The following is a 16,033-nucleotide window of genomic DNA, read 5'->3' on the forward strand; positions in this document are numbered from 1 at the left end:
GATATCCTATAGAGAGAAAAGCGCCAGCACAGTGCGCGGCGTAACATAATCGCCTGCCGGCATAAGAAGAATCGTACGAAACATATTACTCCCGCTCAACGGTTTCCAATGATAAGTATTTACTGTGAGACAGGGCTTAATTCCACCGCTAACTTTTCCGGTAATAAAACAGATGAGCAGCAATGATGACGACCGTAGAAAAATCCGATCCGTTTTCCGTTGAATCACAGCGCCTGATGGACGCCCTCTCCTCAACCCTTGCGGCGATGACCGGCGACGGCGGCAGGACTCATTTCAGGATGAATGACGTCACCGGCCTGCGTGCCGTTTGGGCCATTGCGCGCAACGGTGCCGGCGAGGCAGTCGGATGCGGTGCGATCCGGCCATATGAGGGTCATGATGAGGATATTGCCGAACTTAAGAGGATGTACTCAACCGGCCAGAACCCGGGAACGGGCACGGCCGTTCTCACCTTTCTGGAAACATCCGCAGCTGCTTTGGGGTATCGCCAGGTCTGGCTGGAAACCCGCAGGATAAACCTGCGGGCAGTGGCATTTTATCTGAACCGTGGCTATGCCGTTATCGACAACTATGGCCCCTATGTGGGGCGTGATGATGCCGTCTGCTTTGCCAAAGTACTGGGATAAAAGACTCAGATCGCTGCTTTTGGAAAGCGGACAAAAACTTTGTCAAAGGCCCAGGTAAACATAAAGGTGTAGCAGAGGAAAAATACCAGGATCCCCAGCTCCATCATAAAGGCGGTCGCAAAGCTGACCTGGTACCACCACATAAACAGCGGCACGGCCAACAGAATAAACCCGGCCTCAAACAGCAGCGTATGCGCCATCCGCAGCCTGAAGGTGCGGGTCCGGATCCCTCTGCGATTTTCCCAGGCTTCAAAGAGCGAGTTGTAGACGTAGTTCCAGATCACCGCGATAACCGATACGCCGACAGCTACAGCGAGTGAACTGCCCATATCGCCGCCGCTCATGCCCGATAACAGCGCAGAAGCAAAAAAGATGGCGATAAGCTCAAAGGCCGCCACATAAACGACGCGGCGGATAGCTGGTCTCAGGTACAACATATACAACCTCTTTCCCGTATCTTGTTGAAAGAAAATAAATTGCTAATAAAATAAGCAGATGACGAGAGCAAGTTATCATACGATCGTATTTAAATCAATTTTAAGGGTGACTCATGGCGCGTCCAAGAACCATTAATCGCGAAACGCTGCTGGATACGGCGGAGGTTCTGCTGCATAAGCACGGTGCGTCTTCCCTGTCATTTGGCGCGATTGCCGCCGAGTCAGGGTTGTCCAAAGCCAGCGTGCAGTCGGCTTTCGGCACCCGCGAACAGATGCTCGATGCGCTGCTGGGCCGCTGGATGGGCAAAGAGCAGGAAAGATTCAACGCTATTGCGGGTGAAAATCCTGATGCTCAGCAGCGTCTGCATGCGCATATTAAGGCAACTAAAGAGGAAGCGTCAGAAGCCAGCAGCCGTATTCTGTCGCTGCTGGCCGCGCAAATAGGTTCCGGTACGCAGAGCGAATCGATGCTGGCGTGGTATCGCGATCGTCTGGGCACGCTGGAAGCGAACGATGTGGAGGCCAGAAAACGGCGGATTGCGTATCTGGCCGTTGAAGGCGCGATTCTGGTCAGGGATATGGTCGGGTATCAGATTGACGATGCGCTATGGACTGAGATCTTCGACGATCTTGAGGCGTATGCGAAGTCGTAGCCGCCCGCAGACGGCTAATGGCAGTTACTTCCCTTCTCTGTATGGCCCCTTTTGGTCATCCTTACTGTCATCCCGTTTACGCGGGATTTCCCCCTGATCTTTGGGATTATCCTTCACTTTCTTGTCTTTCTCAGCCATTCCGGCCTCCTTTCGCCATCGGTAAGCTTAAAGTGTAGACCACTTCTCCTTCCGGCTAAGCCATTACCGGCAACAGATGGGTGCCAATACCCCATTTAACCAGGGTTAACTGGTTGTTACGCCACTCCAGGAGCGAAAAGGCCCCGTTTAAATGCGCATAACGGGGAAACTCACCCGCTTTATTACCCGACAGTAAAGCAATCACCGTCTGGATGGCGTGCCCGTGGGACACCACGCACACATTGCCTGGCTGTGTCACGGCCATCTCCCGCAGCGAGGCGATCATCCTTTCTTCGGTGTCCGTTCGCGACTCGCCCCCTTCGGGTCGAAAAGAGGCATCGCCGGAATAAATACGCGCCATTGCCTCGGCGTCATCCCCCTCAGGGATTTTCCCGTCCAGAATACCAAAACAGCGCTCCATCAGGCGGGCATCAAACTGAAGCGGGCGCTGAAGATGCGCGGCAATCTGCCCGGCAGCCTCGGTGGCTCTGCCCAGAGGTGAAGAGATAACGGAGTCGATCCCCTCTCCTTCAAGCGCCGCGCAAAGCGCGGATATTTGTCGCCTTCCACGCGGCGTCATCGGGCTATCAAGCTGTCCCTGAAGGCGGTTGCACGCATTCCATTGCGTTTCACCGTGCCGGGTGAGAAAAATTTTCATCGCACGCAATACGCCCCTTCACTCAAAATGCGGCGCCACCCGCGAACCGGGGCTAATCTATCAAAATCTGACCCGCCACACCCAAAGATTCGACATCATGCTAATGCTTCACCATCACATGCCTGACCACCGTATAATCCTCCAGCCCGTACACCGACATATCCTTACCGTAGCCGGATAGCTTCTCACCACCGTGGGGCATTTCGCTGACCAGCATAAAATGGGTATTTACCCAGGTGCAGCCGTACTGCAGACGGGCGCTCAGGCGATGGGCGCGCCCCACATCGCGGGTCCAGACCGATGAGGCCAGGCCATACTGGGAGTCGTTAGCCCAGGCCAGGACCTGCGCCTCGTCGTCAAATTCGGTGATGCTGACTACCGGGCCGAAGACTTCACGCTGCACGATGGCGTCCTCCTGTTTTGCCCCGGCCAGCACGGTGGGTTGATAGTAGTAGCCCGCGCCTTCCGCTTTTTCACCGCCGGTGATCACCTGAATATGGCTTAGCGCTTTGGCGTTCTCCACCGCCTCGCTGACCCGCGCCAGATGGGCTGCCGAGCTTAACGGCCCCAGTTCGCTGGTTTCATCATCCGGCGCGCCCATTTTCAGGCTGGCAACGGCCTTGCCGAGTTTTTCCACCAGTGCGGGATAGACGCCCTTCTGCACATACAGTCGACAGGCGGCGGTGCAGTCCTGCCCGGCGTTATAGAAACCAAAGGTGCGCACGCCTTCGACCACTGCATCGAGATCCGCATCGTCAAACACAATCACCGGCGCTTTACCGCCCAGCTCCATATGGGTGCGTTTTATCGAGGAAGCCGTATGGGCGATAATATGCTCTCCGGTGACGATCGAGCCGGTCAGCGACACCATTCGCACCTTATCATGCGCGGTGAGCGGATCGCCCACCGTATGACCCCGACCGAAGAGCACGTTCAGCACGCCCGCCGGGAAGATATCTTTTGCCAGCTCCGCCAGTTTCAGTGCGGTCAGAGGCGTGATTTCCGACGGTTTGATCACCACACAGTTCCCTGCCGCCAGCGCCGGGGCCAGTTTCCAGGCCGCCATCATCAGCGGATAGTTCCAGGGTGCGATGGACGCCACCACGCCAATCGGGTCCCGGCGGATCATGGAGGTGTGTCCCTCCAGATACTCTCCGGCAGCGAGACCGTTAAGGCAGCGGGCGGCTCCGGCAAAGAAGCGGAAGACATCGACAACCGCCGGAATTTCATCACCCAGCACGCAGTGCAGCGGCTTGCCGCAGTTTTTCGACTCCAGACGGGCAAAAACTCCGGCGTTTTCTTCAATCATATCCGCCAGTTTCAGAAGGCATTCAGAGCGGGCTTTCGGTGTGGTTTGCCCCCATTCGACGAATGCAGCGTCTGCCGCCCGTACCGCCGCGTCCACCTGCTCTGCTGACGCTTCAGCAATTTCCAGCAGCACCTCTCCGGTCGCCGGGTTATAAACCGGCTGCTTTTCACCCGCGCCGACGATCAGTTCGCCATTGATTAACAGTCGATGTTGCATAGCATTTTCCTGTTTTAAGAGTCAGTTATTTCCCGTTACCGGCAAGGGTCTCGCCGTCGCGGGTCAGCCACCAGGCGCCCAGAATAGGCAAGGTTGTCACCAGCATCACCAGCAGCGCCACCACGTTGGTGACCGGGACATCGCGCGGACGTCCCAGCTGGTTCAGCAGCCACAGCGGCAGCGTACGTTCATGCCCTGCGGTAAAAGTGGTGACGATGATTTCATCGAACGACAGCGCAAAGGCCAGCATTCCCCCGGCCAGCAGCGCCGAACCCAGATTGGGCAGCACCACATAGCGGAAGGTTTGCCAGCCGTTGGCCCCTAAATCCATCGACGCTTCCACCAGGCTCCATGAGGTCCGGCGAAAACGTGCAATCACGTTGTTAAACACCACCACCACGCAGAAGGTCGCGTGACCGACCACGATGGTGAAAAATCCCGGCTGCAGACCCACCGCATTAAACGCCGTCAGCAGCGCCAGTCCGGTAATAATGCCCGGCAGCGCGATGGGCAGAAGCAGCAACAGCGAGACCGCATTTTTCCCGAAGAAGGTACTGCGCCACAGTGCCGCTGCAGCAAGCGTGCCAAGAACCAGGGCAATGGCCGTCGACAGTGCAGCAATCTTAAGTGACAACGTCACGGATTCAAGAATGTCGCCCCGTTCTGCCGCCACGCTAAACCAGCGCAGCGTCAGCCCCTGCGGCGGAAAGCTGAACGCGGCGTCTTCGGTATTAAACGCATAGATGGCGATGATGATGAGCGGGAAATGGAGGAACAGTACGCCGCCCCAGGCGGCCAGTTTCAGCAACAGCGGTGCGCGATCAGAGTGCATCGAACGCTCCCAGACGCTTCACAAACGCCAGATAAAGTGCAATCAGAACAATGGGAACCAACGTAAAAGCGGCGGCCATCGGCATATTGCCGATCGCACCCTGCTGGGAATAGACCATATTGCCGATAAAGAAGCCCGGCGGTCCCACCAGTTGCGGGATAATAAAATCACCGAGGGTAAGGGAGAAGGTGAAAATAGAGCCTGCCGCAATACCCGGGATCGCCAGTGGCAATATGACATAGCGCATCGTCTGACGCGGGCGTGCGCCGAGATCCGCCGAGGCCTGCATCAGCGACGGCGGCACCCGCTCCAGCGCCGCCTGTACCGGCAGGATCATAAAAGGCAGCCAGATATAGACGAAGACCAGAAAACGCCCCAGTCCGGAAGTCGAGAGCGTACTGCCGCCGACGCCCGGCAGCGTCAGCAGCAGGGTTAACAGCGGCTCAATCCCCAGATGGGTCAGAAACCACTGCGCCACGCCATCCTTTGCCAGCAGGAGCGTCCAGGCGTAGGCCTTAACGATATAGCTGGCCCACATCGGCAGCATCACCGCGATATAGAAAAACGCCTTCATCTTGCCGCGGGTATAACGCGCCATAAACCACGCCAGCGGAAAGGCCAGCAGCGCGCTGGCGAGGGTGACCGCCACCGCCATTGTCAGCGTGCGCAGGATAATGTCGTAGTTGGCCGGGTTAAACAGCGCCCGCAGATTGGCAAGCGTCAGCTCCGGCGTCACCGTCATGGTAAAATCATCGAAGGTGTAAAAACCCTGCCAGAGCAGCGTCAGCAGCGATCCGAAGTAGATAATGCCGAACCACATTAGCGGGCCGATCAGCAGTAAAAAGAGGGTCAGCGACGGCCTGCGCCACAGCATGGCGAATAACCCTGTGCCGCGAGGTCTGGGTTGGGCTGCGCTTGCGGTCATCTCAGCGTCCCTCCTGCAACGGCACCATCGCCTCGCGGGACCAGCTCACCTGCACTTCCTGGCCCGGCGTCAGCCCGTCATCCGCGTTCAGCGCTCCGGTGCTGGCCTGGCTGACCAGCAGTCGTCCACCGTCCGCTAGCAGTAGTTCGATACGCGTAGCCGCGCCCTGATACTGCACCACCCGCACCACGCCCTGAACCTGAATCTCGCCGCCGTGATGCAGGCGAATATGCTCCGGACGCAGGGAGTAGCTGCCCGCCATCCCGCATAAGTTATGGGCCTGCTCAGGCGTAAACACATTGGCCGTACCGACAAATCCGGCCACAAACGGCGTCTGCGGACGCAGATAGAGATCGCGCGGCGCATCCACCTGTTCTATACGCCCGTTGTTAAAGACCGCCACCCGGTCCGACATCGACAGGGCTTCGCCCTGATCGTGGGTGACAAAGATAAAGGTGATACCCAGATCCTGCTGGAGCGATTTCAGCTCAAACTGCATCTGCTCCCGCAGCTTGAGATCCAGCGCGCCGAGCGGCTCATCCAGCAATAGCACGCGCGGCCGATTAACCAGCGCACGGGCAATGGCGACGCGCTGACGCTGCCCGCCGGAAAGCTGCGTCGGTCTGCGACCGTGCACAAAGCCGAGCGCCACTTTCTCCAGCGCCTCATGGGCCTGCGCATGGCGGGTCTTTTTATCGACGCCTTTTACCATCAGCCCGTAGGCGACGTTATCGAGGATCGACATATGCGGAAACAGCGCGTAATCCTGGAAGACGGTATTCACATCCCGCTCCCAGGGCGGCAGCTCGCTGGCCTCACGGCCAAAAATCCGTATTGCGCCGGCAGAAAGCTGCTCGAAACCGGCAATCAGGCGCAGGCAGGTGGTTTTGCCGGAGCCTGACGGCCCCAGCATTGAGAAAAACTCACCGTCGCGGATAGCGATACTGACATCATCCACAGCCCGGATATCGCCATAGCTGCGCGATACCCGGTCAAACTCTACCGCGTTCGTCATACTGCACTCCCGGTGGGTTAACGGCCGCCCATAATGGCGATGTAATCCTGCGTCCAGCGGCTGTAGGGAACAAACTTCCCGCCTTCAGCCACCGGCGTTTTCCAGAAGGCAATTTTGTCGAAGAAGTTATAGCCGTTGGTTTCACAGCCTTTCTCGCCCAGCAGCGGGCTGGCTTTGCACCCTTCAGCGACAACCGGCAGCGAGCCGAACCAGGCAGCTACGTCGCCCTGCACTTTTGGCGTCAGGGACCAGTTCATCCATTTATAGGCACAGACCGGATGCTTCGCCGCGCTGTGCAGCATGGTGGTGTCGGCCCAGCCGGTCACGCCCTCTTTCGGGAAGACGGTGGCGATGGGCTGGCCTTCGCCTTTCAGGGCGTTAGCCTGATACGGCCAGGCGCTGGAGGCGACCACGCCTTCGTTTTTAAAATCGCTCATCTGCACCGTGGTATCGTGCCAGTAGCGGTGGATTAACGGGTGCTGGTCGCGCAGCACCTTCAGTACCGCCTGATACTGCTCTTCCGTCAGCTGATAGGGATCCTCGATACCCAGCTGGGGCTGTGTTGCTTTCACGAACAGCGCGGCGTCGGCGATATAGATAGGCCCGTCGTAGGCCTGCACGCGACCCTGATTACTTTTACCGTCCGGCAGATCCTGTTTTTCAAAGACCACCTTCCAGCTGTCCGGCGGCGTCGGGAAAGTTTTGGTGTTGTACATCAGCAGGTTTGGCCCCCACTGATAGGGCGTGCCGTAGACTTTGCCATCGACGTTAAACCATGCGCCTTTTGCAACCCGGGGATCGAGCGTTGACCACCTGGCAATCAGGGCGGTATCAATCGGCTGGACGCGCTTGCCCATAATCAGGCGCAGCGAGGCGTCGCCGGAGGCGGTCACCAGGTCGTAACCGCCCTTCGCCATCAGGCTGACCATCTCATCGGACGTGGCAGCGGTTTTGACGTTAACGGCGCAGCCGGTCTCTTTTTCAAACTGCGTCACCCAGTCGTAGGCTTTGTCGGTCTGGCCTCGTTCGATATAGCCCGGCCAGGCGATAATATCCAGGCGGCCTTCGCCTGGTCCTGCGACATTGGGAGATTGTGCGGCTTCGGCGACGGACACGCTCATCACCAGCGCACACAGGCTGCTGCAGGCAAATTTCTTGCTCATAAACGATTACTCCTGTCTGAAGGAAATCTGGCGGCAGCCGTGCCGTAAAAATATCTCCTGAAATTAAAATAGTCGCCGCGTCAGCGCCTCTCCTGCTGGCACGGCGAATTTTCACCAGGTTGTGATATAACGCGCATTCGGTAATGAAACGCAAAGATGAGAGGCTATCTTCCGGAGTATAGACAAGGAGTTAGACGAAGCGGCGGGTATGCACATTTCCTATGACCGGCGCGCTGAAAATAACGCACCGCTCACGGGGAGATTATTTCATGGCCTGGCGTATAAGTTTCCCCAGGGTAATCACCGCCTGCTCTTCCCGCTCGCCCCATGCCCATGAGGTGTTAAAACGGAAATAGCGCGACCAGCTGTCGGAGGTGGAAAACATCTTGCCTGGCGCAATGCTGATATGGTGCTCCAGCGCCTGCTCGCTAAGCTTACCCGCGTCCAGCGGTGCGGGCAGCGCCAGCCATAAAAAATAGCCGCTGTTGTTATGGTAGATCTTCACCTCGGCGGGAAGATGGCGCAGCAGCGACTGCCAGGCCTGCTGTTTACGTTCTGCCAGCGTCCGCCGCAGGCGACGCAAATAAGCGTCGTAGCGATGGGCCTCGAGATAATCCACCAGTGCCAGCTGAATCGGCGAACTGGTGGAAAGCGTGCTCATCAGCTGAAGCTGCTGGATGCGCCGGGCGTGCTTGCCCGCCGCCACCCAGCCAATGCGGAACCCGGCCACCAGGCATTTGGAAAACGACGAGCAGTGGAGGATCCTGTCGTCGCGATCCCAGGCCTTGGCCGGAAGCGGTTTTTCCCGGCCAAAATAGAGCTCGCTGTAGACGTCATCTTCGATAAGCGTCACCTGATAGCGCGCCAGCAGCTCCACCAGACGGGCCTTTTTCTCGGCGCTCAGGGTAAAGCCAAGCGGATTCTGGCTATTGGTCATCAGCCAGCAGGCCTTCACCGGATAGTCACGCAGCGCCTGCTCCAGCGCCTCAAGATCGATCCCCTCCTGCACATCCGTCGCCACCGACAGCGCCCGCAGACGCAGGCGCTCAAGAGCCTGCAACGCCCCGTAGAAACAGGGGTTTTCGACGATCACCCAGTCTCCGGGCTCGGTCACCGCCTGCAGGCTAAGATTCAGCGCCTCAAGGGCACCGGCGGTAATCACAATTTCATCTGGTGAAATCGTAATCCCCTGGAGCGCATAGCGGCGGGCAATAGCGTGGCGCAGCGCCACATTTCCCGGCGGCAAATTTTCGATCACGCTGATCGCCGTGGCGGTTTTACTGACGTTCGCAAGGGAGCGGTTTAGCTGGCGCAGCGGAAACAGTTGCGGGTCGGGAAAGGCCGAGGCAAAAGGCAGTACCGAGGGGTCACGGCTGGCCTGCAGCACGTCGAAAATATAGCTGTTAATGTCGACGGCTTCATCGCGCAGGATCTGGACAGGCTCAATATGTTGCGTCTTCACCGGGCGCGGGGCGACGTAGTAGCCCGACTGCGGGCGCGCCACGATGCGTCCCTGGCTCTCCAGCATCTGATAGGCGTGACCGACGGTCATAAAGCTCATACCGCTGTTAACGACCTGCTCACGCAGGGAGGGCAGCTTATCGCCCGGCTGCCAGACCCCAAGCTCGATCTGGTCGGCGATCTGCTGCGCCAGACGCTGATATTTTTTCATCACGACTCCTTACGAACGAGCACCAAATATAACAGATAATGTAATAAAGTGCTTTTTACCATCTGTTATAGGTAAATTATCGTTATCTGTCTCTGATAGTTTATCGCGATCCTCTCTACCCTACGGGCACAGCGTTTTATGTTGAGGTTGTGCATGTTTGGTTTAGATGCGTTTCATCTGGCGAGGATCCAGTTCGCCTTTACGGTTTCCTTCCATATTATTTTCCCGGCGATCACCATCGGTCTGGCCAGCTACCTCGCGGTGCTGGAAGGCATGTGGCTGAAAACCAAAAATCCGGTCTGGAAGTCGCTCTACCACTTCTGGTCAAAAATCTTCGCCGTTAACTTCGGCATGGGCGTGGTCTCCGGGCTGGTCATGGCGTATCAGTTCGGCACCAACTGGAGCGGATTCTCCTGGTTTGCCGGGAGTATTACCGGCCCGCTGCTGACCTACGAAGTGCTGACCGCCTTTTTCCTTGAGGCCGGTTTTCTTGGCGTGATGCTGTTTGGCTGGCACAAAGTCGGCCCGCGCCTGCATTTCTTCGCCACCTGTATGGTGGCACTGGGCACGCTGATGTCCACCTTCTGGATCCTCGCCTCCAATAGCTGGATGCATACGCCGCAGGGGCATGAGATCGTTAACGGTCAGATCGTGCCTGTCGACTGGTTCGCGGTGATTTTTAACCCGTCATTCCCCTATCGTCTGCTGCATATGACGGTAGCCGCCTTTCTGAGCAGCGCCCTGTTTATTGGCGCATCCGCCGCCTGGCATCTGCTGCGCGGCAACGATACGCCCGCCATCCGCATTATGTTTTCCATGGCCCTATGGACCACGCTGATCGTCACCCCGATCCAGGCGTTTATTGGCGATATGCACGGGCTGAATACGCTGAAGTATCAGCCGGCAAAAATCGCCGCCATCGAAGGGCACTGGGAAAACCCGCCGGGCGAACCCACGCCGCTGCTGCTGTTTGGCTGGCCAGATATGGAGCAAGAGCGAACCCGTTACGGCCTGGCGATCCCGGCGCTGGGCAGTCTGATCCTGACCCACAGTCTGGATAAGCAGGTTCCGGCGCTGAAATCCTTCCCCAAAGCGGATCGTCCCAACTCGCCGATCGTGTTCTGGTCATTCCGCATTATGGCCGGTCTCGGCATGTTGATGCTGGTCATGAGCCTTGTCGCCCTCTGGCTGCGCCGCAAAGGACGCCTCTGGCAGTCCCGTCCGTTCCTGTGGTTTGCTCTCGCCATGGGTCCATCGGGACTGATCGCCATTCTCGCAGGCTGGGTCACCACGGAAGTGGGCCGCCAGCCCTGGGTGGTATACGGGCTTCAGCGCACGGCGGATGCGGTCTCGGCCCATGGTGATCTGCATATGAGCATTAGCCTGCTGACCTTCTTTGTGGTTTACAGCTCGGTGTTTGGCGTCGGGTACAGCTATATGGTCCGCCTGATCCGTAAAGGTCCACAGGATAGCCTGCCTCCGTCGGGCGGTACGCCCGCACGTCCGCTTTCCGCCGCCGTTATGCAGGAGAAATCTTTATGAGTCTTGATCTTCCGGTTATCTGGTTTGCCATCGTGGTGTTTGCCACCCTGATGTATGTGGTGATGGACGGTTTCGATCTGGGGATCGGCATTCTGTTCGCCTGGGTACGTCGCGGCGACGATCGTGACCTGATGGTCAATACCGTCGCGCCGGTCTGGGACGGGAATGAAACCTGGCTGGTGCTGGGCGGCGCGGGACTATTCGGTGCCTTTCCGCTGGCCTATGCAGTGATTGTTGATGCCCTGACGATACCGCTAACCCTGATGCTGCTGGGGCTGATTTTCCGCGGCGTCGCCTTTGAGTTTCGCTTTAAGGCAACCGAAGCCCATCGCCCCTTCTGGGACCACGCCTTTTTCTACGGTTCGCTGCTGGCGACGTTCACCCAGGGCATCGTCGTCGGTGCGGTGATTAGCGGCTTCCCGGTGGCCAATAACGCTTATGCCGGTGGCCCGTTAGACTGGCTGACGCCGTTTAATCTGTTCTGCGGGCTTGGCCTGATCGTGGCCTACGCGCTGCTGGGCGCGACCTGGCTGGTGATGAAAAGCGAAGGCGCGTTGTTTGATGCGATGCGCCGGGCGGCAAAAGGCCTGCTGCTGGCGCTGCTGCTGACCATTGCGCTTATCAGTCTCTGGACGCCGCTCAGCTATCCTGCTATCGCCAGCCGCTGGTTTAGTCTGCCCAACCTCTTCTTCCTGCTGCCGGTACCGCTGCTGGTTGTACTCTTCGGCCTGTGGCAGTGGCGCAGCCTCAACAACACTCGCCATCACGCCGTGCCGTTTTTACTGACCCTGGGGCTGATTTTCCTCGGCTTTAGCGGGCTGGGTATCAGTATCTGGCCGCATATTATCCCGCCGGAAATCACCCTGTGGCAGGCCGCCTCTGCCACGCAAAGCCTGGGCTTTATGCTGCCTGGCGCAATGCTGATTATCCCGGTGATCCTCGGCTATACCGGCTGGAGCTATTACGTTTTCCGGGGCAAAATTCAACACGATGAGGGGTATCACTGATGCAGACATCACTCCTGCGCCGCCTGTGCTGGCTGGTGATTATCTGGGGTTCCAGCGTGCTGGCGCTGGGTGCGGTCAGTATGGCCTTCCGGGCGCTGATGACCGCCGCCGGTCTGAAATCCTGATATAAAAAGGGGCCAGATAATGGCCCCTTCAGACTAAGACTGATGAGTAGAAGCTTGTTTAAGCATGGCAGTCAGTCCGTTAATTGCACTGACTTAAATATCTTAATCATGTTTAACCAAATAACCATTTCCCAACTGCTGCTGACTCAGCAAACATTCTAACAGTAAGGGGGATACGGCTTGCTTCCACCTCTTCTCGCTTAAGGGTGAACCACCGTTTGAGCAATGGTGTATACTCCCACGGAAAGTATAAGGACCAGTCCACACCTTCAAGACTTACGTTAAATTCCCTCTGAAATTTATCTAACGCATCTTTTAGATCATCACGCGGATAATCAAACAGATCAGAATCGAGTCTTAATGGAACTTCTTTCCAGTTTTCCAAATAACCGGGTATCTCTTGACGGAACAGCGATAAAACATCCTCTGTAATCGCCATTAAAACGCCGTCCATTGAATTCTATCTTTCGGCTTAGCAATCAAGTTGTATTTCTCTTGCGTTCGGGTAGAGACACGATAGAGACTCATTGCCAGTGAAGCCCAACCTAGCCAGGGAATCCACCTGGCAATAATAGCAGCAAGTTTATTTGATTTCTGCATTCTGACCCCTACAGGAGTAGGAACCTTAATCCCATAAGGCATACGCGCATCTCTCATGATTATTCGGGCGTATTTTGAAACAACACTCGTTCCCAGTTGAGCACCTTTCGGTTTCCCTCGCGTACCTAACCACGGCTGACCCGACAAGATTGCAGCTGCGGAAATAGAGTCTATCCCTAACTCTTTGCAGAACTCTTCAAGAAATATCACATTTAATAGTTCACCCACCGATAAATTCGGGTGACCTCTATAAAAATATGTTCCGTTAACCTCTTCTGTAGTATCCATAGTGAATTAAACCGTTGAGCGCTCATTCCATGAGTCAGAGAAGATAATATTGCCGTCGTTATGTTTCCATGTGATTCTTTCATAACGAAATTCAATTTGTTCCATATGGTTGTTATTCGTATCCTCTGGCGCAGCCATTGATGGAGATACAGATACAATACGAACACCTTCCAGAAGGATGTTGAAGTATTCAGCCTCCTGACCAGCATCATTTATTTTATAGAACTTAAGCTCAGCCTTTTTTAAAGTCTGACCAGTCGCAACAGCTTTATACAAATACGGGCTGGAATAATCAAACTCTTTAACAATCATCAAAGGTGAGTGAATGCGTTTACCGGTAGGTTTTCCTGTCATGTTATCTGTAGGCGTAGACAAATTATGGTGCAGCCCTTTGAATTCAATACTATATTCTCGGTTCTGAACATCACAACCGCCTTTGATAAGCGCGCCGCCATCATCGAATAACCACATATTCCCTAGAATAGCCATGTCATTTCCTCCGTGTTGTTTTAAATCATGCGCTACGTGAATTTAACTTATATCACACATAACCAGCACCACTTAATTTAACTTAAGTCGAAATAAAGTGTAAGCGCTATGCCTTGCAGAGTAAATCAAATTAATGGGACATGCTTACTGGCTGACTCAGACATAAACTTCGTTAGTGAGTTGCCAGCGTTTTGGCGGGATGCCGGATAAATACCCGAGGAGCATCATTTTAATCAGACAGATGGGTCAACAGCAGGTCCGCCATTATCAGGACCATAACGATGGCCCTGGGTATCACGGATGAATTCGAATAAGTCTGAAGGGGCCAGATTCTGGCCCCTTCGTTTTTACTGTGCGCCCTTGCGCTTCGGCAAGGTCTTGAGCAGATCGTCCGGACTGATGGACGCCACCACGCTGCCCGGCAGCGGCATCTTCAGAATGTGATTTTTCATCTTGCCGACAACGTGCATTTCGCAGGGACGGCAGTCAAAACGCAGGGTCAGCACCTCGTCGCCGTGTACCAGCTGCATCGGCGTCGCACGCCAGCTTTTAATCGATCCTTTCGCCTGTTTCGGGCACAGGTTAAAGGCAAAGCGCAGGCAGTGTTTGGTGATCATCACCGGCACGTCGCCCTTCTCTTCGTGCGCCTCGTAGGCGGCGTCGATCAGCTGCACGCCGTAGCGATGGTAAAACTCACGCGCTTTCTGGTTATAAACGTTGGCCAGGAAGGAGAGATGCGTTTCCGGGTAAACCGGTGCCGGCACCGCGACCGCTTTTCGGCTGCCGCGCGGGTACGCCGCCAGACGGGCCTCGTCGAGCAAATCCACCGCTTCACGACGCAGCTGATTAAGCTGGGCGTTAGGCACAAAGCGCGCCACCGGCAGGTCGAGCTGGATCTCACGCGGGTAGTAGATCGTCTGCCCCAGCTTTGCCAGGCCGTCTTTGAGACTGCTCAGCGCTTTATCCGCGTTATTGGCTTCGGCAAATTCACCTGCCAGCGCATGGGTGACGCTCACGCCCTCTTCGCTGGTCAGCGTCAGGGTCAGTTGTTCCTGCGTTCCGCCCAGCACCATATCCACCGCGATACGGCGTTCGCTGGAAGTTTTCAGTAACGCCTGCTGCCAGTTATGGTCCAGGTTACGGTTCAGAGGCTGATTCGGGCGTACTTTATAGAGATCTTTCGGCATCTCGTTTGGCCAGACGCGATAGCGGTTTTCGCCGGTTTTCTCCACCGTATTGGCGCGGAATCCGACCACTTCACGTTTGATCATCACGTTCAGCCCGTCGCCGTTGGTCAGCAGTTCGCGGGACTCAACATCAAGATGGTCTTTGCTGACTTTCAGCACTTCCCCCACCGGCAGGCCGATAAACTTCGGCGAGTCAAAGGCGCCGATATCGACTTTGCGGTCATTCACAAAGTAATCGGTGCTGCCACGGTGGAAGGTTTTGTCCGTAGACGGAATAAAGAAGTGCTCCGTCCGCCCGGCTGAACTGCGGGCCAGATCGCCGCGATCGTCGATAATCGCGTCCAGCATCTGGCGGTAGTGCGCGGTAATGTTCTTTACGTAGCTCATGTCTTTATAACGCCCTTCAATTTTGAAGGAGCGCACACCGGCATCGATCAGCTGCGCCAGATTGGCGGTCTGGTCGTTATCTTTCATCGACAGAAGGTGTTTTTCATAGGCCACGACCCGGCCCTGATCGTCTTTCAGGGTATAAGGCAGACGGCAGGCCTGAGAGCAGTCGCCGCGGTTGGCGCTGCGTCCGGTCTGGGCGTGGGAGATATTGCACTGCCCGGAATAGGCCACGCAGAGCGCGCCGTGGATAAAGAATTCAATGGTTGCGTCGGTAGCGTTATGAATATCGGCAATCTGCTGCAGATTCAGTTCGCGGGCCAGAACGATCTGGCTGAAGCCCACGTCGCCGAGGAATTTCGCCTTCTCCACGCTGCGAATATCGCACTGGGTACTGGCGTGCAGCTCAATCGGCGGGATATCCAGCTCAAGAATGCCCATATCCTGCACGATCAGCGCATCAATCCCGACGTTATAGCAGTCGGTAATCATCTGCCGGGCCGGTTCAACCTCATCATCATGAAGAATGGTGTTCAGAGTAACGAACACCTTTGCCCCGTAGCGGTGGGCAAAAGGCACCAGCGCGGCAAGGTCGCTCAGGCTGTTGCTGGCGTTATGCCGCGCACCAAAGCCGGGGCCGCCGATATAGACCGCGTCCGCGCCATGCAGAATGGCTTCGCGGGCGATGGCGGTGTCGCGTGCCGGGCTGAGAAGTTCAAGGTGATGGGATTGCAGGCGCATAC

General features: G+C 56.4%; 17 protein-coding genes and 1 pseudogene. 5 read left to right on the forward strand and 13 right to left on the reverse strand.

From position 1 onward, the window contains the following. Positions 1-185 precede the first annotated feature (185 nt). The gene (locus tag EDF81_RS03335) at positions 186-647 is read left to right on the forward strand and encodes a GNAT family N-acetyltransferase (protein ID WP_123347660.1); all 462 of its coding nucleotides are present in this window, start codon (positions 186-188) and stop codon (positions 645-647) included. A gap of 5 nt (positions 648-652) precedes the next feature. On the opposite strand, the gene EDF81_RS03340 is transcribed toward EDF81_RS03335, so the two are convergent. Beyond that, the gene (locus EDF81_RS03340) at positions 653-1,084 is read right to left on the reverse strand and encodes a PACE efflux transporter (protein ID WP_123346238.1); all 432 of its coding nucleotides are present in this window, start codon (positions 1,082-1,084) and stop codon (positions 653-655) included. A 113-nt stretch (positions 1,085-1,197) separates the two neighbouring features. Here EDF81_RS03340 and EDF81_RS03345 point away from each other — a divergent pair, with 113 nt between their 5' ends. After that, complete coding sequence (locus tag EDF81_RS03345) at positions 1,198-1,737, forward strand: TetR/AcrR family transcriptional regulator (RefSeq protein ID WP_123346240.1); 540 nt, start codon at positions 1,198-1,200, stop codon at positions 1,735-1,737. A 193-nt stretch (positions 1,738-1,930) separates the two neighbouring features. Here the strand turns inward: EDF81_RS03345 and EDF81_RS03350 are convergent, their stop codons facing one another. The 7 genes from EDF81_RS03350 to EDF81_RS03380 all read right to left on the reverse strand — a co-directional run bounded on the left by EDF81_RS03350 (position 1,931) and on the right by EDF81_RS03380 (position 9,665). After that, positions 1,931-2,533, reverse strand: a complete 603-nt coding sequence (locus EDF81_RS03350; RefSeq protein WP_123346242.1) for a histidine phosphatase family protein — start codon at positions 2,531-2,533, stop codon at positions 1,931-1,933. Between the two features lie 100 nt (positions 2,534-2,633). Further along, positions 2,634-4,058, reverse strand: coding sequence for an aminobutyraldehyde dehydrogenase (patD, locus tag EDF81_RS03355; protein WP_123346243.1), 1,425 nt, complete (start codon positions 4,056-4,058; stop codon positions 2,634-2,636). Positions 4,059-4,083: 25 nt separating this feature from the next. Next, positions 4,084-4,890 carry an ABC transporter permease gene (locus tag EDF81_RS03360; protein WP_123346245.1) on the reverse strand — a complete coding sequence of 269 codons (807 nt, stop codon included), beginning with the start codon at positions 4,888-4,890 and terminating at the stop codon, positions 4,084-4,086. Further along, positions 4,880-5,764 (reverse strand): ABC transporter permease, encoded by an 885-nt coding sequence (locus EDF81_RS03365; RefSeq protein ID WP_260232684.1) that lies wholly within the window; start codon positions 5,762-5,764, stop codon positions 4,880-4,882. The genes EDF81_RS03360 and EDF81_RS03365 overlap by 11 nt, the downstream gene beginning before the upstream one ends. 52 nt (positions 5,765-5,816) lie before the next feature. Next, positions 5,817-6,830, reverse strand: coding sequence for an ABC transporter ATP-binding protein (locus EDF81_RS03370; RefSeq protein WP_123346248.1), 1,014 nt, complete (start codon positions 6,828-6,830; stop codon positions 5,817-5,819). Positions 6,831-6,847: 17 nt separating this feature from the next. After that, the gene (gene ydcS / locus EDF81_RS03375; protein ID WP_123346250.1) at positions 6,848-7,993 is read right to left on the reverse strand and encodes a putative ABC transporter substrate-binding protein YdcS; all 1,146 of its coding nucleotides are present in this window, start codon (positions 7,991-7,993) and stop codon (positions 6,848-6,850) included. A gap of 262 nt (positions 7,994-8,255) precedes the next feature. Further along, a complete protein-coding gene (locus EDF81_RS03380) occupies positions 8,256-9,665 on the reverse strand; it encodes a PLP-dependent aminotransferase family protein (protein ID WP_123346252.1) in 1,410 nt (469 codons plus the stop codon). Between the two features lie 153 nt (positions 9,666-9,818). Here EDF81_RS03380 and EDF81_RS03385 point away from each other — a divergent pair, with 153 nt between their 5' ends. The 3 genes from EDF81_RS03385 to EDF81_RS03395 are packed head-to-tail and all read left to right on the forward strand — an operon-like array spanning position 9,819 to position 12,339. Then, on the forward strand, positions 9,819-11,207 hold the full coding sequence (locus tag EDF81_RS03385) for a cytochrome ubiquinol oxidase subunit I (RefSeq protein WP_123346255.1): 1,389 nt from the start codon (positions 9,819-9,821) through the stop codon (positions 11,205-11,207). Beyond that, complete coding sequence (cydB, locus tag EDF81_RS03390; RefSeq protein ID WP_123346257.1) at positions 11,204-12,214, forward strand: cytochrome d ubiquinol oxidase subunit II; 1,011 nt, start codon at positions 11,204-11,206, stop codon at positions 12,212-12,214. The genes EDF81_RS03385 and cydB overlap by 4 nt, the downstream gene beginning before the upstream one ends. Continuing rightward, positions 12,214-12,339: a DUF2474 domain-containing protein gene (locus EDF81_RS03395; protein ID WP_123346259.1), complete on the forward strand. Its 126-nt coding sequence runs from the start codon at positions 12,214-12,216 to the stop codon at positions 12,337-12,339. The genes cydB and EDF81_RS03395 overlap by 1 nt, the downstream gene beginning before the upstream one ends. A gap of 112 nt (positions 12,340-12,451) precedes the next feature. On the opposite strand, the gene EDF81_RS03400 is transcribed toward EDF81_RS03395, so the two are convergent. The 5 genes and pseudogenes from EDF81_RS03400 to EDF81_RS03415 all read right to left on the reverse strand — a co-directional run bounded on the left by EDF81_RS03400 (position 12,452) and on the right by EDF81_RS03415 (position 16,031). Then, positions 12,452-12,793 carry a DUF1493 family protein gene (locus tag EDF81_RS03400; protein ID WP_123346261.1) on the reverse strand — a complete coding sequence of 114 codons (342 nt, stop codon included), beginning with the start codon at positions 12,791-12,793 and terminating at the stop codon, positions 12,452-12,454. Then, entirely contained in the window at positions 12,778-13,227 is a 450-nt protein-coding gene (locus tag EDF81_RS03405; protein WP_123346262.1) for an STM2901 family protein, read from the reverse strand. The genes EDF81_RS03400 and EDF81_RS03405 overlap by 16 nt, the downstream gene beginning before the upstream one ends. Before the next feature lie 6 nt (positions 13,228-13,233). Beyond that, positions 13,234-13,716 carry an Hcp family type VI secretion system effector gene (locus tag EDF81_RS03410; RefSeq protein ID WP_123346264.1) on the reverse strand — a complete coding sequence of 161 codons (483 nt, stop codon included), beginning with the start codon at positions 13,714-13,716 and terminating at the stop codon, positions 13,234-13,236. Positions 13,717-13,875: 159 nt separating this feature from the next. After that, positions 13,876-14,027: pseudogene (locus EDF81_RS24200) on the reverse strand (IS5/IS1182 family transposase); the annotation flags it as partial. A gap of 36 nt (positions 14,028-14,063) precedes the next feature. After that, on the reverse strand, positions 14,064-16,031 hold the full coding sequence (locus tag EDF81_RS03415; RefSeq protein ID WP_123346266.1) for a U32 family peptidase: 1,968 nt from the start codon (positions 16,029-16,031) through the stop codon (positions 14,064-14,066). Positions 16,032-16,033 lie beyond the last annotated feature (2 nt).

The sequence above is a fragment of the Enterobacter sp. BIGb0383 genome (assembly GCF_003751845.1).
Classification (GTDB): Bacteria; Pseudomonadota; Gammaproteobacteria; order Enterobacterales; family Enterobacteriaceae; genus BIGb0383.